Genomic DNA, 20,094 nt, shown 5'->3' on the forward strand with positions numbered 1-20,094 from the left:
GCCGCACTAGCCGACCTTGGCCGCCTCGGCGAGATCGAGGCCGCTCATTTGCAGCGCGATGGCGAGCGCCGTGTCGGCCGTGGCCAGGTGGGCGTGGAACCAGGGCAGCACCAGGCCGGCGCTGAAGTCCTCGTCCTTGCAGTGCGTCAGCAGTTTGATCTGTTCCGCCAGCGCCTCGTGCGCTTCGTCGAACAGCGGTATGCCCAGCGCCATGTCCGGGGTCCAACCGGTATTGTTTTTACCAGTGCGCAGCCTATTGTTTCGGAGACGACGTCGGTTCCGTCGACGGGTTGTCCAGTTCGTACTGCGCGCCGGCATTGCCCAGCTTGGCGGCCAGGCGGAAGTACCTGAGCGCCGCCGCGTGATCGACCGCCACCCCGCGCCCCTCTTCATAGGCCAGCCCCAGGCTGTAGCAAGCGGCGGCATTGTATTGCTCGGCCGCCTCACGGTAAAGGCCGACCGCCTTCTCCAGATCCTGGGGCAGGCCGCGGCCCTCCGCGTACATGTCGCCCAATCTGTTCTGCGCCAAATCGTCGCCGCGCGCGGCCGCACGGCTTAACCACTCCACCGCCAGGGCATCATTCTGCGGCGTGCCCTGGCCGTCCGCGTACATCTTGCCCAGCAGACCCTGGGCGTAGGCCTCGCCCTTGCGCGCATACTTGCTCAAGCCCTTGAACGCGGCCTGATAATCGCCGTGCCGGTATAGCCCAACGAGTTCTTCCAGCTCCGACGTCATGCGGAGATCCGCACCGGCCTGCGCTGCGCCAGCCATGGCCAGCAGCCCTGCCAGTAGAATTTGTTTAAATCGCATGGGTTTTCTCTACTCAAGGTGCCAATCAGCACCAAAGCCATCATATTGATCGGAATAGCGTAATATTTGACTGGGTTGGTTAGTCGCGAATACACGCTGAGCTCTATAATTTCATCACTGCCTACAACTTTTACGGGAGCTTCCCCAGCCATGAAACTGACCAGCACCAGCTTTTCCAACAACCAGCCCATTCCCGGCGAATTCGCCTTCGCGGTGATCGCCCCGGACACCCACATCAGCCTTTCCACCAATCGTAACCCGCAGCTGGCCTGGGACGACGTACCGGCCGGCACGCAGTCGTTCGCGCTGATCTGCCATGATCCGGACGTGCCCAGCCGGGGTGACGACGTGAACCAGGACGGCCGTGAAGTACCGGCCAGCCTGCCCCGCGTCGACTTCTTCCACTGGCTGCTGGTCGACATCCCGGCCGCCACGCGCGCCATCGCCGCCGGCAGCCACAGCGACGCCGTCACGCCGCGCGGCAAGGCCGGCCCCGAGGCGGTGGGCGGCATGAAACACGGCATCAACGACTACACCAACTGGTTCGCCGGCGACGCCCAGATGAGCGGCAACTACTACGGCTACGACGGCCCTTGCCCACCGTGGAACGACACCCTGCTGCACCACTACGTCTTCACGCTGTACGCGCTCGACGTGGCGGCGCTGCCGGCAAACCTGGCGCTGGACGGCCAGGCCATCCGCAGCGCGATCGCCGGCCATGTGCTGGCCGAAGCCACCCTGACCGGCACCTACACGCTCAATCCCAAGCTGCGCTGATGACGGCTCACGGCCAATGGACTCTGCCCTCCGGCATGCCGATCGCCCGGCGCGGCCTGTGCATGCTGGCGCAGCCGTGCCTGCGGCAACCGCAGCGCGCCAGTCGCTTCCGTTTTCTGGAGGCGACCGTCTTGCTGGTCAAATCCGGCAGCCTGAGCCTCGACACCGGCGACACGCAGGCATTGCTGGAAGCACCGTCCGGGTTGATGGCGGTGGCCCAGAACGTCTGCGCGGACCTGGTCAAGCTGCCGGGTGGCGAGGACCCAAGGTTTCGTTCGCTATTGCTCACCATCGCGCCGGAAGTGCTGCGCGAATTCTACAAGCGCTATGACCAGCAAGAGCTTCCCCCTGCGCCGATCAGCGCATGGCGCGAAACGGCCTTCGACGACGATCTGCGGGAAACCCTGGACCACTGCATCCGTGGCCTGGACGCTGCGGGCGTCAGCGAGCGCGTGATGATGCATCGGCTGGTCGGGCTGCTGCTGGCCCTGGCGGAACGCGGCATCGTGTTTGCCCGCCCCGCCAGCCAGAACATCGGCGATCTGCTCACCAGCCTGCTGAGCGATGCGCCCGGCCAGCAGTGGACCGCCGCCAAGGCCGGCCGCGAGTTGGCGATGAGCGAGGCCACGCTCAGGCGTCGACTGGCGGCCCAGCATCTGCGCTTTGAAACCCTGCTGCTGGAGGTGCGCATGCACCACGCCATGGGCCTGCTACAAACCACAGGCTGGAGCATTCCGCTGGTCGCCGAAGCCTGCGGCTATCAGGCGCATGCGCGCTTCTCGTTGCGCTTCCGCGAACGCTTCGGCTGCTCGCCCTCGCACGTCCGCTGACGGTCATTTGCCCGGCGGCGGCTCCCACAATTCGACCTTGTTGCCATCGGGGTCGATGACCCAGCCGAACTTGCCGTACTCCGATTCATCGACCTTGTCTTCAACGCGGCAGCCTTCGGCACGCAAGGCGGCCAACAGGCCGTGCAGGTCGGCCACCCGATAGTTGATCATGAAACTGGCGGTGCTGGGAGCGAAGTGGTCGGTGTCGGCCTTGAACGGATTCCAGGCCGTGGTGCCCGTACCGCTTGGGTTATCCGGGCCGGACCAGCGGAACGCGACGCCGCCCCACGCCGAGACTTCCAGGCCGAGATGGACCCGGTACCACTCGGCCAGCGCCTTGGGGTCGGGAGATTTGAAGAACACACCGCCTATGCCTGTGACACGTTTCATGCAGGACTCCTAGATAATTTAATCGGTCTTCGTCCAACCATTTTAACGTATCTTTCTGGCGCAAATCAGCGGTGCAGGAACTCCTTTAACGCCAGGTTGAAGCCCGCTTCAGCCTCGATGTTCGAAATGTGGGACGCCTCCAGCGTCACCATGGTGGCGCGCGGAATTTGCTCCAGCATGGCGGCGGCATCAGCCACCGTGGTCACTGGATCGTGGGCGCCTGCTATCAGCAGCGTCGGCGCCGCGATGGCGCGCAACTGGCCGCGCAGGTCAGCGTCTGCCAGCGCATCGCAGCAGCTTGCATAGCCTTCCGCGCTACCGCCGCGCAGGACAGCGACCAACGGCGCCACCCGTTGCGGTTCGCGCTGGATAAAGCCCGGCGTGAACCAGCGTCCGGCCGCGCCGTCGGCGACTGCGGCCATTCCCGCCGCCCTGACCTGCGCGGCACGATCCTGCCAGCCCTGCGGCGTGCCGATGCGCGGAGCGGAATTGGCGATCGCCAGCTTGTTCAACCGCTGCGGAGCATGTATGCCCAGCCACTGCGCAATCGCGCCACCCATCGACAGGCCGCAGAAATGGGTGCGCTCGACATCCAGCGCATCCAGCAGCGCCAGCACGTCCTGCCCCAGTTGCGCCAGGCTGGCCGGTCCCGGCACGGTGGCGGAACCGCCATGGCCTCGCGTGTCGTAGCGGATGATGCGGAAATCGCGGCGCAGGCATTCGGCCTGGGCGTCCCACATGTGCAGGTTGGTGCCCAGCGAATTGGAAAACATCAGGCAAGGCTGGCCCGCCTCGCCGTCGACCTGAAATGAGACTTCGTTGCCGTGCAAACGTATGACTGGCATGTATCGCTCCTGGCTTAGCCCTGATCGCCGCCACCAACCGGAAGCACCGTGCCGGTGATGTACGACGATTCGCTCGACGCCAGGAACAGGATGGCGTTGACTTGTTCATCGATGCTGCCGTAGCGGTGCATCAGGCTACTGGCGACAGTCTGGTCGATGATGCCCTGGTACCACTGCTGCTCCTGCTCGTTGAGCGGCTGGGCGTTGCGCGGTATGCGGCGCGGCGGCGCCTCGGTGCCGCCGGTGGCGACCGCGTTGACCCGGATGCCGTCCTGCGCATGCTCCATCGCCAGGCTGGCGGTCATCGCGTTGACACCTCCCTTGGCCGCCGAATACGGAATCCGGTAGATGCCGCGCGTGGCGACCGACGACACGTTGACGATCACGCCCTGCTTGCGCGCCACCATCTGGGGTAGTACCGCGCGGCAGCACCACATGGTCGGGAACAGCGAGCGGCGGATTTCGGCCTCCACCTGTTCCGGCGTGTACTCCTGGTAGGGCTGGACCCAGATCGTGCCGCCGACGTTATTGACCAGCACATCGACCCGGCCATACGCCGCCACCGCGATCTCGTTCAGTTGCGCGGCGCCGGCCCAGGTTTCCAGGTCGCTGCGCGCGATCACCGCCATGGCCCCCAGCGCCTGCACTTCCGCCGCGACCTCCTCCACCAATGCGGCGCGGTCCGCAAGCACCAGCTGCGCGCCTTCGCGCGCCAGCGCCAGCGCCACGCCCCGCCCTATGCCCTGTGCCGCGCCGGTGACGATCACCACCTGGCCTTCAAATCGGCGCGCGTTCATGCCGCCGCCTGCGCCGTTGCGTCGGTACTGGCCGAGAACTTCTCGAAGTAGAAATTGGCCGGCGCGATCGTGCAGTCGACCAGCCAGCGCCGCACCGCATCGACCATCGGCACCGGTCCGCACAGATAGATATCGACGTCGTCGCCATTGAGCCAATCCGGCTCCACATGCTGAGTAACGTAGCCTTTGCGCGGATGCGCGCTGTCGGCCGAGACCACGCAGGTGCGGAAGCTGAACCCGGGATGCGCCGCGGCGATGCCCTGCAACTGCTCGATGGCGACCAGGTCGACATCATTCGTGACGCCGAACACCAGGCGCACCGGCTGGCGGAATCCGGACGCCGCCATCACCTGCAGCATCGACAGGAACGGCGCGATGCCGGTGCCGCCCGCCAGCAGCAGCAAGGGCCGCCGCACGTCGCGCAGGTAGAAGCTGCCGTAAGGGCCGGAGAACGAAATCGCCTGTCCCACCTTGGCGTCCCGCGCCAGGAAGGTGCTCATGCGGCCTTGCGGCACGTTGCGCACCACGAAGTCGTAGCGAGAGGCGCCCGGGGCGGAACTGAAGGAATAGGACCGCGTCAAGCCGGTGCCCGGAATCTCGACGTTGACGTATTGGCCGGACAGGAAGCCAACATCCGTGCCCGGCGCCAGCTCGATCGAGAAGCCCAGCGTGGTGGCGGACAGCTGCCGCACCTGCGCCAGGCTGCCGTCGTGGCGCGCCACGCCGGTCTTGCAGGCCGCCGACGTGGCGGGGATGCGCACCACGCAGTCCGAGGTCGGCTTCATCTGGCAGGCCAGCACCTGGCGCTGGGCCGCTTCTTCCGGCGTCAGCGCATCCTCGATATAGCTCGATGCGGGCATGTCGTAGCTGCCCGATTCGCACAGGCCGCGGCAGGTGCCGCAAGCGCCGTCGCGGCAATCGAGCGGAATGTTGACTTTCTGCCGGTAGGCCGCGTCGGCCAGCTTTTCGTTCTCGTTGCATGAGATGAAGCGGGTGACCCCGTCCTCGAACTGCAGTGCGATGTGGTAACTCATCGTCGTCTCCTGGTTGCGGTGCTACAGGTGGTAGATATCGATCACCTGATGGATGTAGTCGTTCTTCAGCACGATGTACTTGTTGGTGATCAGCGGACGCGCGCCGGAGAAGTCGATCTCGTAGCGCATCATCCCGAAGTGGCTGAAATCGGTCTTGTAGCGGTGGCTCAGCGTGTGCCAGTTGAAGCGCACCGTCACCCGCGCGCCGTCCTGCCGCTCGATCTCCACGTTGGAGATATTGTGGCTGGTGCGCGTATCCGGCATGGTGGCGCTTGAGCGCTCGGTCTTGATGCGAAACACGCGGTCTTCCAGTCCCTGGCGGGTTGGATAGAAGATCAGCGAGATTTCGCGCTGCGGATCGCCGATCAGCTGGTCGTCGTCGTCCCACGACGGCATCCAGTACTGGACCTCCGGGTGGTAGCACTCCAGCCATTCGTCCCACTGCTGGTCGTCGAGCAGACGGCTTTCGCGGTAGATGAAGGCGCAGATCTGATCCAGGGTAGGTGCGCTCATTTCGCACCGCCTTCCTGCTTGACGGCGCGCTGCATCACGTCCAGCCAGTAGCGGTGCTGGATCGTGTACAGGCCTTCGTCCTCGGTTTTGACGCCGCTCATCACCGGCGCCAGGCCGATCTCGCGCGCCGCCGCATCGGGACCGTTGATCCAGTGGCTGGCGCCACGGCACATGTCGTTCCATTCCAGCGCGCTGCCCATGTAGCCCTGCTGGCAGGCGCGGAATTCCTCCAGGTCGTCCGGCGTGGCCATGCCGCTGACGTTGAAGAAGTCCTCGTACTGGCGGATGCGGCGCGCGCGCGCGTCATCCGGCTCGCCCTTGGGGGCGATGCAGTAGATCGTCACTTCGGTCTTGTCGACCGAGATCGGCCGCAACAGGCGGATCTGCGATCCGAATTGATCCATCAGGTACACGTTCGGATACAGGCACAGGTTGCGCGAACGGCCTATCATCCAGTCCGCCGTGGCGCCGCCGAACTGCTGCGCGTATTCCTCGCGGCGCGGGAAGTTGGGCCGGTCCTGGGGATTGGCCCACTGGGTCCACAGCAGCACGTGGCCATGTTCGAAGGCGTAGAAACCGCCGCCCTGCTTGCCCCACTTGCCGGCATCCATGGCGCGGATCTTGTCCTCGCGGGCTTCGCCCTGCTCCTTGCGGCGACTGGTGGTGGCCGCGTAGTTCCAGTGCACCGCCGAGACGTGATAGCCGTCGGCGCCATTCTCGGCCTGCAGCTTCCAGTTGCCGTCGAAGGTGTAGGTCGACGCGCCGCGCAGCACTTCCAGCCCGTCCGGCGACTGGTTGACGATCATGTCGATGATCTTGCCGGCTTCGCCCAGGAACTCGCCCAGCGGCAGCACGTCCGGATTCAGGCTGCCGAACAGGAAGCCCTTGTAGCTTTCGAAACGCGCCACCTTTTTCAGGTCGTGCGAACCTTCCTTGTTGAAGCAGTCCGGATAGCCTGCGTCCTCGGGGTCCTTTACCTTCAGCAGCTTGCCGCTGTTGTTGAAGGTCCAGCCGTGGAACGGGCAGGTGTAGGTCGCCTTGTTACCGCGCTTGTGGCGACACAGCTGCGCGCCGCGGTGGGTGCAGGCGTTGATGAAGGCGTTCAGCTCCCCTGCGCGGTTGCGGGCGATGAATACCGGCTGGCGGCCGATGTGGGTGCTGTAGTAGTCGTTGTTGTTCGGTACCTGGCTTTCGTGCGCCAGGTAGATCCAGTTGCCTTCGAAGATGTGCTTCATTTCCAGTTCAAACAGGGCCGGATCGGTGAAGGCGCTGCGGTGCAGGCGATAGTCGCCGCGCTCGTGGTCCTCCACCAGGAAGCCATCCAGGCTGGCCGGCCTGGCGCTGTTCGCCGAGGCGACGGGAATGATCGGGATCATGGTGTCTCTCCTACTCAGGCCGCGGCGCGTGTGCGTTCCACCACGGCTTCCGGCGCCACCGGCGTTTCGGCGTGCAGCTGGAAGTCGAAGTCGATTTCGGCATACGGCGACTGCAGTCCCTTGGCGGCGATCTGCTGCGGCGACGTCACGCGGCGCACCGGCGGCACCAGTCCCTCGCGGCTGGCGAAGGCGAAATCGTCCCACAGGTATTCGTCGCCATCGATGTTGATCTGGGTGGTGAGCTTGCGCTGGCCGGCGGCGCTGACGAAGAAGTGGATGTGGGCCGGACGGTGCCCGTGGCGGCCCAGCTGGTCCAGCAGGCGCTGCGTGGTGCCGTCCGGCGGGCAGGAATAGCCGACCGGCAGAATGCTGCGCAGCTGGTAGCGGCCTTCGCCGTCGGCGATGATGGTGCGGCGCAGGTTGAAGTGCGACTGCGACTTGTCAAAGAAGGAGTAGTTGCCGAGCAGGTTGCAGTGCCAGACCTCGACCTTGGCGCCCGGCAGCGGCAAGCCGTCCTGGCCGCGCACGGTGCCCTGCATGAACAGCACTTCGGCCTTGTCGCTTTCGGTGCCGTCGTCGAGGCGCGCAAAGCCCTGGCTTTCCGGCGCGCCGGCCACGTACAGCGGGCCTTCGATGGTGCGCGGGGTGCCGCCGGTCAGGCCGGCCTTCGCCTCCGCCTCGTCGGCGCGGATGTCGAGGAAGCGCTCCAGGCCCAGGCCAGGCGCCAGCAGGCCCAGTTCATTGCGGGCGCCCGCCTCGCTCATGTATTCCAGCCCTTTCCAGAATTCGCTCGGCTGGATGTCCAGGTCCGCGATCGCCTTGCACAGATCGCCGACCAGGCGCACCACCACTTGCTGCACCCGCGCGTTGACCGGGCCTTCGGCCTTGTCGATGATCCAGCCTTTTACCAGGGTGTCGATTTCATTGTGTGTCATGTCAGTCTCCTTCGTTTTGGTTTAGTGGGATAAATTAAGTTCAGGCGTCACCGTCGCGCACCGACGACGGGTGGCGGCACAAGGGCATCACCTGGATTTGCATGTACGGGAACAGCGGCAAGGAGGTCAGCAGCGCGTGCAGTTCTTCGACGTCGACGACGTCGAACACGCTGACGTTGGCGTACTGGCCGGCGATGCGCCACAGGTGGCGCCACTTGCCGCTGCGTTGCAGGCTGTGCGCCAGTTCGCGCTCGGTCTTCTTCAATTCGTCGGCCTGCGCGGCCGGCATGTGCGGCGGCAGCTGCACATCCATACGTACGTGGAACAGCATGAGGATCTCCTTTGAAATTAACGGCGGCGCAGTTCGCGCAGCTTGTCCATGTCCGGTTCGACGCCCAGGCCCGGACCGTCCGGCACCTGCAGCATGAAGTCGCGGTACACCAGCGGCTCGCGCAGCACTTCGCGCGTCAGCAGCAATGGGCCAAACAGTTCGGTGCCGAATTCCAGCTCGCCGAAGGTCGAGAACAACTGGGCCGACGCCGCGGTGCCGATGCCGCCTTCGAGCATCGTGCCGCCATACAGGCTGATGCCGGACAGCTGCGCCACCGCCGCCACCTGCGCCGCCGGCAGCAGGCCGCCGGACTGCGCGATCTTCACCGCAAACACGTCGGCGCCGCCGGCCTGCGCGATGGCCAGCGCATCCTGCGGGCCTTGCAGGGCTTCATCGGCCATCAAGGCCACCGCGAAGCGATGCGCCAGCCGCGCCATGCCGCCTTGACGCGTGGCGCGGGTCGGCTGCTCGATCAAGTCGATGCCGCCCGCTTCCAGCGCCGCGATACCGCGCATCGCTTCCAGCTCGGTCCAGGCCTGGTTGACGTCGACCCGCACGCTGACCGAGTCACCGAGTGCCTTCTTGATCGCCAGTACGTGCGCCACGTCCTCGGCCACCGGCCGCGCGCCGATCTTCAGCTTGAAGATGCGGTGGCGGCGCAGTTCCAGCATCTGCTCCGCTTCCGCGATGTCGCGCGCGGTGTCGCCGCTGGCCAGGGTCCAGGCCACCGGCAGCGCATCGCGCACCCGGCCGCCCAGCAGTTCGCTCAGCGGCACGCCCAGCCGGCGTGCCTGCGCATCCAGCAAGGCGGTCTCGATGGCGCACTTGGCGAAGCGGTTGCCCTGGATGACCTTGCGCACCTTGGCCATCGCCTTGGCCACCTGGCGCGCTTCCATGCCGATCAACAGCGGCGCGATGTGGGTGTCGATATTGACCTTGACGCTCTCCGGGCTCTCCTCGCCGTAATTCAGGCCGCCGATGGTGGTGGCCTCGCCCCAGCCCTCGACGCCGTCGGCGCACAGCACCCGCACCAGCACCAGCGTTTGCGACCGCATGGTCGCCACCGACAGCTGGTGCGGCCGGATGGTCGGGACGTCCGCAAGGATGACTTCTATGTTCGTGATCATATTTATTTCGTATAATGAGTTCGATAGATACACAATATTCCACGTGGATCGCCTGGTCCAACACCGAGTTAGTATGTTTTTCATACCCGAAAGGTATGCAATGGAATTACGCCACCTGCGCTACTTCGTCGCCGTCGCCGATGAGAAGAACTACACCCGAGCCGCCGAACGGCTGCATATCGCCCAGCCGCCGCTGAGCCGCCAGATCCAGCAGCTGGAAGAGGAGCTGGGAGTGGAGCTGATCGAGAAAGGCACGCGGCCGGTCAAGCTGACCGAGGCCGGCGCCTTCTTCCACGCGCACGCGCAGGAGTTGCTGGCCAAGGCCGCCGAACTGAAAACCATGACCCAGCGCGTGGGCAAGATCGACCGCACGCTGTCGATGGGCTTTGTGGCGTCGACCTTGTACGGCCTGCTGCCGCGCATCGTGCGACGCTACCGCATGCAATATCCCAAGGTCGAGGTGACGTTCCATGAGTTGACCACCATGCAGCAGATCCAGGCGTTGAAGGATGGCGTGATCGACGTCGGTTTCGGCCGCGTCAAGTGCGAGGACCCCAACATCCGCCGCATCGTGCTGCGCGAGGAACGCCTGATCGTGGCACTGCCGGCCGGCCACCCGCGTGCGGCATCGACCGACGCGATCCAGCTGGTCGACCTGCAGACGGAGTGCCTGCTGGTCTACCCCAAGGCACCCCGCCCCAGCTTTGCCGACCAGGTGTTGTCGGTGCTGTCGGAGCGCGCCATCGCGCCGCAGAAGATTGTCGAGGTGCGAGAGCTGCAGATCGCCATCGGCCTGGTGGCGGCCGGCCAGGGCGTGGCCATCGTGCCGGACAGCGTGCAAGGCATGCGGCGCGACGACGTGGTGTTCCGCGCCATCGCCGACCGCCATGCGGTGTCGCCGGTGATGTTCAGCGTGCGCAAGCTGGATCGCTCCGAGGAACTGCAGCAGATGCTGGCCGTGATCTATGAAGTCTACGACGCGGCCGGCATCGACTACATCCGCGAGACGCTCTAGCCTTACGCGGTCGCCGTGGCGCCGGTCGCCGGATTGGCGGCGGCTGCGGAGGCTGAGCGGCCATGGCGGATCAACGACACCGCGATTACCGCGATGACGGCCGGGATGGCGATCGCCACGAAGTTCTGCTGCAGCGGCAGCGCCATGCCGACCAGCGTGCCGATCACGATGGGCGCGAGGATGGCGCCGCTGCGGCCCACGCCCGACGCCCAGCCGATGCCGGTCGAGCGCACGGCGGCCGGATAGAACTGGCCGGCGTAGGCGTAGGTGACGATCTGGGTGCCGATGGTCGAAGCCCCCGCCAGGCCGACCAGCAGGTACAGCACCTCGGTCGGCACCTTATAGCCCAGCAGCGTGATCGACACCGCAGCCAGCGAGTACATGCCGATCAGGACGTGCTTGATATGGAAGCGGTCCGCCAACCAGCCGCCGCCAATCGCGCCGATCACCGCGCCGAAGTTCAGCACCAACACGAAGGTCAACGCGGAACCGAGGCTGTAGCCGGCGCCGGCCATCAGCTTGGCCAGCCAGGAGCTGAGCGCATATACCATGAACAGGCACATGAAAAACGCGATCCAGAACATCGCCGTGCTGAAGCCCCGCCCATCCTGGAACAGCTTACGGATCGGCGCGCCCTCCGCGCGGTCGTGGGCAGGCACGGTGTAGCGGTCGTCCGCGTGGGCGCGGTAGCCGGGCTCCATGCGCGCCAGGATGGACTTCAGCTCGACCAGCCGGTTCTGGCGTATCAGGAACGGCATCGATTCCGGCAAGGACTTCAGGATGAACGGAATCAGCACCACCGGCGCGCCGGCCGCCAGGAACACGGACGACCAGCCATAGGCCTCGATCATGCCCTTGCCCAGCAACGCGGCCAGCATGCCGCCCACCGCATAGCCGCTGAACATCAGCGTCACCATGGTGGAGCGGATTTTGCGGGGCGAGTACTCGGTCATCTGCGCGACCACGTTCGGCATCACGCCGCCGATACCCAGGCCGGCCAGGAAGCGCATCGCGCTGAAGGTGTACGGATCGTGCGTCAGCCCGGCCGCCGCGGTGAAGACGCTGAACAGCGCCAGGCAGATGCCGATGGCGCGCGGACGGCCGATGCGGTCGGCCACGGTGCCGAGGAAGATCGCGCCGAACATCATGCCGAACAGCGCGGAGCTGACCATGAAGCCGGCGTTCTGCGCCGTCACGCCCATGCTCTTCATGATCGATGGCAGCGCAATGCCGGCGACGGCCAGGTCGTAGCCATCGCAGATGATGATGACCGCGCACCACGCCAGTACGCCGGCGTGGAAGCGGTTGAAGCGGGCCTGGTCCGCCAGTTTGTGGATGTCGATTTGCTGCATGGTGTTGATCCCCTTGTTGTAGTTGTGTTGGTGCTGCGGTGTGATGAAATTTATGCGGCCGTGGCCGGGCGCAGCACGCGGTGTGCCATCATGCCGATCAAGATGCCCCAGAATGCCGAGCCGAGACCGAGGAAGGTCATGCCGGAGGCGGTGGCGAGGAAGGTCAGCACGGCCGCTTCGCGCTCCGGTGCGGTGACGATCTGCGTCAGGTTGACGGTGATGGGACCGAGCAGCGCCAGCCCGGCCAGCGCGACGATCAGCTCCCTGGGCAAGGCGGCGAACAGCATGACCACCGAGCCGCCGCACAAGCCGGCCAGCAAATAGAAGGCGCCGTTGGCGATGCCTGCGACATAGCGCCTGGCGGGATCCTCGTGCGCGTCGCGGCCGGTGCACATGGCGGCGGTAATGGCGGCGATCGCGATGGTGATGCCGCCCGTGAAAGCTGTCGCCAGCGAAGCCACGCTGTTGACCACGACGACGCGGCGCACCGGCACGTCGTAGCCGGCGCTCTTGAGGATCGCCATGCCGGGCAGGTATTGTCCGCTCAGCGTCGTCAACACCAGCGGCAGCGCGAGGCTGAAGGTGCTGGCCCAGCTCCAGGCGGGCGTGATGAATTGCGGCCGCACCAGCTGCAGGTGCACGCCATCGAAATGCGTCTGACCGGTCAGCACGGCAATGGCGATGCCCGCCACCAGCAACAGCACCACGCTGTAACGCGGCCAGCAGCGCTTGAACAGCAGGTAGGCGATCAGCATTCCGCCCACCAGCAGCGGCAGCGTGCCCATGCCCTTGAAGGCATTCAGGCCGAACGGCAGCAGGATGCCCGCCATCATGCCGCTGGCGACACCCTTGGGAACGTGGGACATCAGCCGTTCAAAGCCGCCGGACAGGCCGATCGCCAGCAACAGCAAGGCGGCGGTCAGGTAGGCGCCCACCGCTTCATGGATCGACAGCGCGGGGAATAATGGGATCAGCAAGGCCGTGCCGGGGGCCGACCAGGCGGTGATGACGGGTGCTTTCAGGGTCCAGCTAAGGAAGATGCCGGCCACCGCCGCGCCCAGCGAGATGCCCCATACCCAGGAAGCGAACATCTCGTTGGACATCTGCCCGGCCTGCGCCGCCTGGTAGAAAATCGCCAGCGGCCCGGCCAGCGAGACCAGCACCGCCAGGAAGCCGGCGGCAATCGCGGAGACCGAACTGTCGGCCCAGCGCGACGTGGCGGCCAGGCGCCTGCCTCGTGATGAGGACGAAAAAACTTGCATCGGGTCTCCCGGTATCGTTGTCTTTGTTGTATGACCGTGTACTGCAGGGTCAGAGTAGACAAGTTCCGGGAGGTGGTCCAACACCGATTGAGTATGTCTTTGATACCCGCCGAGTATGCGCGGAACCGGCGGATTAACGCAGCGCCACCGCGTCGGCTTGCTGAAGTTGCCAACCACCGCCGAGCGCCTTGAAGGCGGCCACCGCCGCACGCGCGGATTCGGTTTGGGCTTGCGCCCGCATGTCGGAGGCGCGCAGCAAGCTGTCGTCGGCCTGCAGGACTTCGATCAGGCTGACAACGCCTTTCTGGAAGGCGGCGAACGACGCCTTCCTTGCCAGGCCCAGGGAATGCACGCCCTGCCCCAGCATGGCGGCCTGCGCCTCGCGCTTGACCAGGTCCGACAACGCGTTCTCCACGTCGGCGGTGGCCCGCAGCGCAGCCAGACGGTAAGCGGACAGCGCCTCCGCCTCCTGCCCCTTGGCCTGATCAATTTGCGCATTGATGCGGCCGAAATCAAACAGACGCCAGCGCAGCCCCAGCACGCCGGAGCCTTGGCTGGCCCCGCCGGTGAACAGATTGCCGCCAGAGACCGACGTCGCGCTGCCGATCATCCCACCAAAGGACAGCTTAGGGTAAAACTCGGCGATGGCCATGCCGATGCGCGCGTTCGACGCGGCGAGGCGGCGTTCGGCCGCGATCAGGTCCGGCCGGCGGCGTAGCAAATCTCCAGGCGAACCAGTGGCTGCGATCTGCGGGGCGGCCGGGATCGCGCGCGCCATCGCCAGCTCATCCCGATACGCTCCCGGCGCGGCGCCCAGCATCACGTCGAGCGCATTCATGGCCGTTTCCAATCCAGCCTCCAGCACCGGCACCGCCGCCCTGACCTGCGCCAGCGCGCCTTCGACCTGTCGTACCTGAAGTTCCGCGACCAGCCCCTTGCCATACAACAAATTGAGCGTCGCCAGCAGCTCTTGCTGTGTCCTGACCTGGTTGCGCGCGACGTCAATGCGGGTTTGCAGCCCGCGTATGCTGATGTAGATGTCGACGGTCTGCGCGGCCACCGCCAGGCGCGTCGCCGCCACCCCGGCAGCCGACGCCTGGTACTCGGCAAGCATCGCCTCGCGCCCGCGACGCAAGCCGCCGAACAGGTCCAGCTCCCAACCGACGCCGAGATTGGCTTCATAGGCGTTTCCGTAGCGATCAAAATTTGGCTGGGCGTTCAGCACTTGCCCCAGCGGCGTTTCCGCCGATTGGTAGGCGCGCGCCGCCTGGCCGCTGACGGTGCCCGATGGCAGCAGCGCCGCATTGGCTGCTCCCAGCCCGGCGCGTGCCTGCGTGACCCGAGCGGACGCCTGCGCCAGATCCAGGTTCTGTTCCAGTGCCAGCGTGACGAAGCGGGTGAGTTGCGGGTCGCCAAAGCCGACCCACCATGTGGTCAAATCGGCGGCGACACCGGCTTGTCTTTGCTCGACGGCGGCCAGTCCAAGGTAGCGATCCGGCAAGCGCACGTCGGGGCGGACGTAGTCAGGTCCGATGGCACAACCGGTGGCAATGCAAGCGACGGCGAACGAAATGAGGGTACGTTTGAGTAGCATGGGATTTTTCGCATGGTGGATAAGTTGAAGTGACTATATCACGATTTAGTCACTTGTTGTGCAACTCCGCGACTCGCGTTAAGCTGTCGGACATGAATAAACCCACCATCAATCCCGGCCCCGCCCGAGGCCCCGCCGATCACGAAGTACGCGATCAGATCGTTTCCGCCGCTACCGAACATTTCCGTCTGTACGGCTATGAAAAGACCACCGTCTCCGACCTCGCCAAAGCCATCGGCTTTTCCAAGGCGTATATCTACAAGTTTTTCGAGTCCAAACAGGCGATCGGAGAACTCATCTGCGCAAACTGCTTGCGCGAAATCGAGACCGACATCAGGGCAGCCGTCGACAGCGCGGACCAGGCGCCAGAGAAGCTGCGCCGCATGTTCAAGGCGATCGTTGAGTCCAGCATGCAATTATTCTCCGAAGACCGGCGGCTGTACGACATCGCGGCGTCTGCCGCCACTGGACAGTGGCAAGCCGTGCGGGACTACGAATTGCGTATCCGGCAAATGCTGCAGGAGGTGTTGCGCCTGGGCCGCGAAGCCGACGATTTCGAGCGCAAGACGCCGCTGGACGAAACCGCGAACGCCATTTACCTGGTCATGCGCCCCTACCTCAACCCGCTGCTGTTGCAATACAGCTTGGATTCCACCGACGACGCGCCGGCTCAACTATCGAGCCTGGTGCTACGAAGCTTATCAAGATGACCATGCAAAATTGAGAGTGACTATTGACATATTTAGTCACTAGTCTCAAAATGAAATCCTGTTTTGTTCATTTACGGGATTTCTATGCTTCGCCGCCGCCTCGTTTTCTCCGCCGTCATATCCGTTTTGCCGCTGATGCTGGTCGCCTGCGGCGAAAAAAAACAATCCGACCCGCGTACCGATGCCCCGTTGGTACGCGCCGCCATCGTCAAGGATGCGGCGCTTGCCACACGGGCATTCACCGGAACCGTCGCCGCCAGGGTGCAAAGCGACCTGGGCTTTCGGGTCTCCGGCAAAGTACTGGCGCGCCTGGTGGATACCGGCCAGACCGTACAGCGCGGCCAAGTACTGCTGCGCATCGACCCGGCCGATCTGAGGCTTGCTGTCCTGGCCCAACAGGAAGCGGTCGCGGCCGCCCGCGCCCGCGCGCAGCAAACCGCGCAGGACGAAGCGCGCTACCGCGACCTGCGCGGCACCGGCGCAATTTCGGCCTCCGCTTATGACCAGGTCTCGGCCGCCGCCGACGCCGCGAAAGCCCAGCTGAACGCAGCCGAAGCCCAAGCCGAGGTGGCGCGCAACGCCAGCCGCTATACCGAACTGGTGGCCGATGCCGATGGCGTCGTCATGGAAACGCTGGTCGAACCCGGCCAGGTCGTCGGCGCGGGCCAGGCGGTCATCCGTATCGCCCATGCAGGCCGCCGCGAAGCCATCATCCAGCTCCCGGAAACGCTGCGGCCCGCGATAGGCTCGGCGGGGTTAGCCTCGCTTTTTGGCAAGGCTGGCGCAGGCGCCCCGACCAAACTAAGACAGCTTTCAGATACGGCAGACCGCCTCACGCGCACTTTCGAGGCGCGTTATGTGCTGGAAGGTGAGCTGGCCGACGCCCCGCTGGGCGCCACCGTGACGATCCAGATCCCGGATGGGCAGTCCGCTCCGCAGAGCGCGTGGTCGGTGCCGCTGGGCGCCCTGTTTGACGCTGGCAAGGGGCCAGGCGTCTGGGTGATCCAGGGCCAGCCGGCCAAGGTCAACTGGCGTCCGGTGACGGTCCAGCGTCTGGGCGACGACACCGCGCTCGTTACCGCTCAGCTCAAGCAAGGCGAGCGGATCGTGGCACTTGGCGCGCACCTGCTGCGCGAAGGCTCACCGGTGCGTATCTCCGACCAGGCCGCCGCCGGCGCGGGAGCGCAACCATGAGCGCAGCTCGCTTCAACCTGTCGGCGCTCGCCGTGCGCGAGCGCGCCGTCACCTTGTTCCTGATTTTCCTGATTTCCGCGGCTGGCGTCGTTTCGTTCTTTAAATTGGGACGCGCGGAAGATCCGGCTTTCACGGTCAAGGTCATGACCGTGGTCACTGCCTGGCCAGGCGCAAGCGCGCAAGAGATGCAGGACCAGGTCGCCGAAAAGATCGAGAAGCGGCTGCAGGAATTGCGCTGGTACGAGCGTAGCGAAACCTACACCCGGCCGGGGCTGGCATTCACAACCTTGACCTTGATGGACAGCACGCCACCGGCGGAAGTGCAGGAGCAGTTCTACCAGGCGCGCAAGAAAGTCGGCGATGAGGCCGGCAACCTGCCAAGCGGCGTTATCGGTCCCATGGTCAACGACGAATATGCGGACGTCACTTTTGCACTGTTCGCGCTGAAGGCCAAGGGTGAGCCACAGCGCCTGCTGGTGCGGGATGCCGAGACGCTACGCCAACGTCTGCTGCATGTGCCTGGCGTTAAAAAAGTCAACATCGTTGGCGAACAACCCGAGTGTATCTTTGTCGAGTTCTCGCATGAACGCCTGGCGACTTTGGGCGTCAGCCCGCAGCAGGTGTTCGCCGCGCTGAACAATCAGAATGTCCTGACGCCGGCCGGTTCGGTGGAAACCAAGGGGCCGCAGGTATTCATACGCCTGGACGGCGCTTTCGATGAATTGCAAAAGATCCGCGACACGCCTGTCGTTGCCCAGGGTCGCACCTTGAAGCTGTCGGACATCGCCACGATCAAGCGCGGCTATGAAGACCCGGCGACCTTCATGCTGCGCAACGGCGGCGAACCCGCCCTACTGCTCGGCATCGTCATGCGTGATGGTTGGAACGGACTCGATCTCGGCAAGGCGCTCGATAAAGAGGTCGGCGCGGTCAACGCCGAACTGCCGCTCGGCATGGGACTGACCAAGGTCACCGATCAGGCCGTGAACATCAGTTCGGCGGTCGATGAATTCATGGTCAAGTTCTTCGTTGCGCTGCTGGTGGTGATGGTGGTGTGTTTTGTCAGCATGGGCTGGCGCGTTGGCATCGTCGTTGCCGCCGCCGTGCCGCTGACCCTGGCGGTGGTCTTCATTGTGATGGCCGCAACCGGCAAGAACTTTGACCGCATCACGCTGGGCTCTTTGATACTGGGGTTGGGCCTGCTGGTGGACGACGCCATCATCGCCATCGAAATGATGGTGGTGAAGATGGAGGAAGGCGCCAGCCGCATCGCCGCGTCTGCCTACGCCTGGAGCCATACCGCCGCGCCCATGCTGTCGGGCACGCTGGTCACGGCAGTGGGCTTCATGCCGAACGGCTTTGCCCGCTCCACCGCAGGCGAGTACACCAGCAATATGTTCTGGATCGTTGGCATCGCACTGATTGCGTCGTGGGTCGTCGCCGTGGTCTTCACCCCCTACCTGGGCGTCAAACTGCTGCCCGAACTCAAACAGGTCGAGGGCGGCCACGAGGCGCTCTACAACACGCCGCGCTATAACCGCTTCCGCCAGTTACTGAAGCGCGTCATCACCCGCAAGTGGCCGGTGGCTGGCGCGGTGGTAGGCCTGTTCGTGCTGGCGATACTGGGCATGGCCGTGGTCAAGAAACAGTTCTTCCCAATCTCGGACCGTCCCGAAGTCCTGGTCGAGGTGCAGATGCCATTCGGTACGTCGATCATGCAAACCAGCGCGGCCGCGGCGAAGGTGGAAGCATGGCTGTCCAAGCAGGCGGAAGCGAAGATCGTCACCGCCTACGTTGGCCAAGGGGCTCCGCGCTTCTACCTGGCCATGGGGCCTGAACTGCCTGACCCGTCCTTTGCCAAGATCGTGATCCGCACCGACAACCAGAATGAGCGCGACGCGTTGAAGCAGCGCTTGCGCATTGCCGTTGCCGCAGGTCTCGCGCCAGAAGCGCGCGTACGCGTCACCCAACTCGTGTTTGGGCCTTACTCTCCCTACCCGGTCGCCTACCGGGTCAGCGGACCGGATACGGGCAAGCTACGCGCCATCGCTGCAGAGGTGCAGCAAGTCATGGACGCAAGTCCCATGATGCGCACTGTGAATAACGACTGGGGCACACGCACGCCAACGCTGCATTTCACCCTACAGCAAGACCGCTTGCAGGCGGTCGGCCTGACCTCCAGTGCAGTCGCGCAGCAACTGCAATTCCTATTGAGCGGCGTGCCGCTGACCAGCGTGCGTGAAGATATCCGCACCGTGCAAGTTGTGGCCCGGTCGGCCGGCAGCAACCACCTCGACCCAGCCAAGCTTGCCGACTTCACACTGACCGGCGCAGAGGGACAACACATCCCGCTATCGCAGGTCGGCCAAGTCGACGTGCGGGCGGAGGAGCCTATCATTCGTCGCCGCGACCGTATGCCGACCATGACCGTGCGCGGCGACATCGCCGATGGCTTGCAGCCGCCGGACGTCTCCGCCGCCATCACCGCGCAGTTGCAGCACATCATGGACAAGCTGCCAGGCGGCTACCGTATCGAAGAGGCTGGTTCGATCGAGGAATCTGGCAAGGCGACGAAAGCGATGCTGCCACTGTTCCCGATCATGCTGGCAATTACCCTGCTGATCATCATCTTCCAGGTGCGCTCGATCTCGGCAATGGTCATGGTGTTCCTGACCAGTCCGCTGGGATTGATCGGCGTGGTGCCGACCTTGATCTTGTTCCAGCAGCCATTCGGTATCAACGCGTTGGTCGGCTTGATCGCACTGTCGGGCATCCTGATGCGCAACACGCTGATCCTGATCGGCCAGATACACCACAACGAACTGGCGGGCCTCGCCCCATTCCAGGCGGTGGTCGAAGCCACCGTGCAGCGTTCCCGGCCCGTGATCCTGACTGCATTGGCGGCGATCCTGGCGTTCATCCCGCTGACCCATTCGGTGTTCTGGGGCACGCTGGCCTACACGCTGATCGGCGGGACCTTCGCCGGGACGGTGCTGACGCTGGTGTTTTTGCCGGCTATGTATTCCATCTGGTTCAAGATCAGTCCCCGCACGGAAGCGGTAGCGGTAGCGCAGCGCAGTCTGCACGCCGTGTCGTCGCACTGATTTGCGCCGCTTGATGCCTGCCGGACCGGTCGACTCCAACCTGAGAAAGACATTTGGGCTGGCTTGAACCTGCGCTGCACCGTGCTTGTGAAAACAG

Annotated in this window: 20 protein-coding genes; 6 read left to right on the forward strand and 14 right to left on the reverse strand. The window is 64.8% G+C overall.

Annotation, left to right across the window (positions count from 1 at the left end; translation table 11 throughout):
* Nucleotides 1-6 precede the first annotated feature (6 nt).
* Both AC07OK_RS14145 and AC07OK_RS14150 read right to left on the reverse strand, forming a co-directional pair.
* A complete protein-coding gene (locus tag AC07OK_RS14145) occupies nt 7-213 on the reverse strand; it encodes a hypothetical protein (RefSeq protein ID WP_494690895.1) in 207 nt (68 codons plus the stop codon).
* A gap of 40 nt (nt 214-253) precedes the next feature.
* Entirely contained in the window at nt 254-811 is a 558-nt protein-coding gene (locus AC07OK_RS14150; protein ID WP_494690896.1) for a tetratricopeptide repeat protein, read from the reverse strand.
* A 150-nt stretch (nt 812-961) separates the two neighbouring features.
* Here AC07OK_RS14150 and AC07OK_RS14155 point away from each other — a divergent pair, with 150 nt between their 5' ends.
* The gene (locus AC07OK_RS14155; protein WP_494690897.1) at nt 962-1,588 is read left to right on the forward strand and encodes a YbhB/YbcL family Raf kinase inhibitor-like protein; all 627 of its coding nucleotides are present in this window, start codon (nt 962-964) and stop codon (nt 1,586-1,588) included.
* Nucleotides 1,588-2,418, forward strand: coding sequence for a helix-turn-helix transcriptional regulator (locus tag AC07OK_RS14160; RefSeq protein ID WP_494690898.1), 831 nt, complete (start codon nt 1,588-1,590; stop codon nt 2,416-2,418). The genes AC07OK_RS14155 and AC07OK_RS14160 overlap by 1 nt, the downstream gene beginning before the upstream one ends.
* A 3-nt stretch (nt 2,419-2,421) precedes the next feature.
* Here the strand turns inward: AC07OK_RS14160 and AC07OK_RS14165 are convergent, their stop codons facing one another.
* The 9 genes from AC07OK_RS14165 to AC07OK_RS14205 form a co-directional block, all read right to left on the reverse strand.
* A complete protein-coding gene (locus AC07OK_RS14165) occupies nt 2,422-2,808 on the reverse strand; it encodes a VOC family protein (RefSeq protein WP_494690899.1) in 387 nt (128 codons plus the stop codon).
* Nucleotides 2,809-2,873: 65 nt separating this feature from the next.
* Nucleotides 2,874-3,653: a 3-oxoadipate enol-lactonase gene (gene pcaD, locus AC07OK_RS14170; RefSeq protein ID WP_494690900.1), complete on the reverse strand. Its 780-nt coding sequence runs from the start codon at nt 3,651-3,653 to the stop codon at nt 2,874-2,876.
* 14 nt (nt 3,654-3,667) lie between these two features.
* Nucleotides 3,668-4,450, reverse strand: coding sequence for a benzoate diol dehydrogenase BenD (benD, locus tag AC07OK_RS14175; protein ID WP_494690901.1), 783 nt, complete (start codon nt 4,448-4,450; stop codon nt 3,668-3,670).
* Nucleotides 4,447-5,484 carry a benzoate 1,2-dioxygenase electron transfer component BenC gene (benC, locus tag AC07OK_RS14180; RefSeq protein WP_494690902.1) on the reverse strand — a complete coding sequence of 346 codons (1,038 nt, stop codon included), beginning with the start codon at nt 5,482-5,484 and terminating at the stop codon, nt 4,447-4,449. The genes benD and benC overlap by 4 nt, the downstream gene beginning before the upstream one ends.
* Before the next feature lie 21 nt (nt 5,485-5,505).
* Complete coding sequence (gene benB / locus AC07OK_RS14185; protein WP_494690903.1) at nt 5,506-5,997, reverse strand: benzoate 1,2-dioxygenase small subunit; 492 nt, start codon at nt 5,995-5,997, stop codon at nt 5,506-5,508.
* Nucleotides 5,994-7,373, reverse strand: coding sequence for a benzoate 1,2-dioxygenase large subunit (benA, locus tag AC07OK_RS14190; protein WP_494690904.1), 1,380 nt, complete (start codon nt 7,371-7,373; stop codon nt 5,994-5,996). Before benA ends, benB begins: the two co-directional genes overlap by 4 nt.
* 14 nt (nt 7,374-7,387) lie before the next feature.
* On the reverse strand, nt 7,388-8,308 hold the full coding sequence (gene catA, locus AC07OK_RS14195; RefSeq protein ID WP_494690905.1) for a catechol 1,2-dioxygenase: 921 nt from the start codon (nt 8,306-8,308) through the stop codon (nt 7,388-7,390).
* A gap of 40 nt (nt 8,309-8,348) precedes the next feature.
* Entirely contained in the window at nt 8,349-8,639 is a 291-nt protein-coding gene (gene catC, locus AC07OK_RS14200; RefSeq protein WP_494690906.1) for a muconolactone Delta-isomerase, read from the reverse strand.
* Nucleotides 8,640-8,656: 17 nt separating this feature from the next.
* Nucleotides 8,657-9,766 (reverse strand): muconate/chloromuconate family cycloisomerase, encoded by a 1,110-nt coding sequence (locus tag AC07OK_RS14205; RefSeq protein WP_494690907.1) that lies wholly within the window; start codon nt 9,764-9,766, stop codon nt 8,657-8,659.
* A 100-nt stretch (nt 9,767-9,866) separates the two neighbouring features.
* Here AC07OK_RS14205 and AC07OK_RS14210 point away from each other — a divergent pair, with 100 nt between their 5' ends.
* Nucleotides 9,867-10,781: a LysR family transcriptional regulator gene (locus tag AC07OK_RS14210; protein ID WP_494690908.1), complete on the forward strand. Its 915-nt coding sequence runs from the start codon at nt 9,867-9,869 to the stop codon at nt 10,779-10,781.
* A gap of 2 nt (nt 10,782-10,783) precedes the next feature.
* Here the strand turns inward: AC07OK_RS14210 and AC07OK_RS14215 are convergent, their stop codons facing one another.
* From AC07OK_RS14215 to AC07OK_RS14225, 3 genes are all read right to left on the reverse strand, one after another.
* Entirely contained in the window at nt 10,784-12,133 is a 1,350-nt protein-coding gene (locus AC07OK_RS14215; RefSeq protein WP_494690909.1) for an MFS transporter, read from the reverse strand.
* A 50-nt stretch (nt 12,134-12,183) separates the two neighbouring features.
* Complete coding sequence (locus AC07OK_RS14220; protein ID WP_494690910.1) at nt 12,184-13,395, reverse strand: benzoate/H(+) symporter BenE family transporter; 1,212 nt, start codon at nt 13,393-13,395, stop codon at nt 12,184-12,186.
* 133 nt (nt 13,396-13,528) lie between these two features.
* Nucleotides 13,529-14,989: an efflux transporter outer membrane subunit gene (locus tag AC07OK_RS14225; protein WP_494690911.1), complete on the reverse strand. Its 1,461-nt coding sequence runs from the start codon at nt 14,987-14,989 to the stop codon at nt 13,529-13,531.
* Nucleotides 14,990-15,081: 92 nt separating this feature from the next.
* Here AC07OK_RS14225 and AC07OK_RS14230 point away from each other — a divergent pair, with 92 nt between their 5' ends.
* The 3 genes from AC07OK_RS14230 to AC07OK_RS14240 all read left to right on the forward strand — a co-directional run bounded on the left by AC07OK_RS14230 (nt 15,082) and on the right by AC07OK_RS14240 (nt 19,997).
* Entirely contained in the window at nt 15,082-15,699 is a 618-nt protein-coding gene (locus AC07OK_RS14230; protein WP_494690912.1) for a TetR/AcrR family transcriptional regulator, read from the forward strand.
* 84 nt (nt 15,700-15,783) lie between these two features.
* Nucleotides 15,784-16,893 carry an efflux RND transporter periplasmic adaptor subunit gene (locus AC07OK_RS14235; RefSeq protein ID WP_494690913.1) on the forward strand — a complete coding sequence of 370 codons (1,110 nt, stop codon included), beginning with the start codon at nt 15,784-15,786 and terminating at the stop codon, nt 16,891-16,893.
* A complete protein-coding gene (locus tag AC07OK_RS14240) occupies nt 16,890-19,997 on the forward strand; it encodes an efflux RND transporter permease subunit (protein ID WP_494690914.1) in 3,108 nt (1,035 codons plus the stop codon). The genes AC07OK_RS14235 and AC07OK_RS14240 overlap by 4 nt, the downstream gene beginning before the upstream one ends.
* Nucleotides 19,998-20,094: the final 97 nt, after the last annotated feature.

Source organism: Duganella sp. GW821-FHT07G03 (genome assembly GCF_059418605.1).

What these genes read in the sequence shown, in the direction of transcription:
- benB (WP_494690903.1), bottom strand. Translation starts at nt 5,997, where the DNA reads ATGAGCGCACCTACCCTGGATCAGATCTGCGCCTTCATCTACCGCGAA.
- AC07OK_RS14205 (WP_494690907.1), bottom strand. Translation starts at nt 9,766, where the DNA reads ATGATCACGAACATAGAAGTCATCCTTGCGGACGTCCCGACCATCCGG.
- AC07OK_RS14160 (WP_494690898.1), top strand. Translation starts at nt 1,588, where the DNA reads ATGACGGCTCACGGCCAATGGACTCTGCCCTCCGGCATGCCGATCGCC.
- AC07OK_RS14150 (WP_494690896.1), bottom strand. Translation starts at nt 811, where the DNA reads ATGCGATTTAAACAAATTCTACTGGCAGGGCTGCTGGCCATGGCTGGC.
- AC07OK_RS14240 (WP_494690914.1), top strand. Translation starts at nt 16,890, where the DNA reads ATGAGCGCAGCTCGCTTCAACCTGTCGGCGCTCGCCGTGCGCGAGCGC.
- AC07OK_RS14210 (WP_494690908.1), top strand. Translation starts at nt 9,867, where the DNA reads ATGGAATTACGCCACCTGCGCTACTTCGTCGCCGTCGCCGATGAGAAG.
- benA (WP_494690904.1), bottom strand. Translation starts at nt 7,373, where the DNA reads ATGATCCCGATCATTCCCGTCGCCTCGGCGAACAGCGCCAGGCCGGCC.
- AC07OK_RS14215 (WP_494690909.1), bottom strand. Translation starts at nt 12,133, where the DNA reads ATGCAGCAAATCGACATCCACAAACTGGCGGACCAGGCCCGCTTCAAC.
- catA (WP_494690905.1), bottom strand. Translation starts at nt 8,308, where the DNA reads ATGACACACAATGAAATCGACACCCTGGTAAAAGGCTGGATCATCGAC.
- catC (WP_494690906.1), bottom strand. Translation starts at nt 8,639, where the DNA reads ATGCTGTTCCACGTACGTATGGATGTGCAGCTGCCGCCGCACATGCCG.
- AC07OK_RS14145 (WP_494690895.1), bottom strand. Translation starts at nt 213, where the DNA reads ATGGCGCTGGGCATACCGCTGTTCGACGAAGCGCACGAGGCGCTGGCG.
- AC07OK_RS14225 (WP_494690911.1), bottom strand. Translation starts at nt 14,989, where the DNA reads ATGCTACTCAAACGTACCCTCATTTCGTTCGCCGTCGCTTGCATTGCC.
- AC07OK_RS14220 (WP_494690910.1), bottom strand. Translation starts at nt 13,395, where the DNA reads ATGCAAGTTTTTTCGTCCTCATCACGAGGCAGGCGCCTGGCCGCCACG.
- AC07OK_RS14230 (WP_494690912.1), top strand. Translation starts at nt 15,082, where the DNA reads ATGAATAAACCCACCATCAATCCCGGCCCCGCCCGAGGCCCCGCCGAT.
- benD (WP_494690901.1), bottom strand. Translation starts at nt 4,450, where the DNA reads ATGAACGCGCGCCGATTTGAAGGCCAGGTGGTGATCGTCACCGGCGCG.
- benC (WP_494690902.1), bottom strand. Translation starts at nt 5,484, where the DNA reads ATGAGTTACCACATCGCACTGCAGTTCGAGGACGGGGTCACCCGCTTC.
- AC07OK_RS14235 (WP_494690913.1), top strand. Translation starts at nt 15,784, where the DNA reads ATGCTTCGCCGCCGCCTCGTTTTCTCCGCCGTCATATCCGTTTTGCCG.
- AC07OK_RS14155 (WP_494690897.1), top strand. Translation starts at nt 962, where the DNA reads ATGAAACTGACCAGCACCAGCTTTTCCAACAACCAGCCCATTCCCGGC.
- AC07OK_RS14165 (WP_494690899.1), bottom strand. Translation starts at nt 2,808, where the DNA reads ATGAAACGTGTCACAGGCATAGGCGGTGTGTTCTTCAAATCTCCCGAC.
- pcaD (WP_494690900.1), bottom strand. Translation starts at nt 3,653, where the DNA reads ATGCCAGTCATACGTTTGCACGGCAACGAAGTCTCATTTCAGGTCGAC.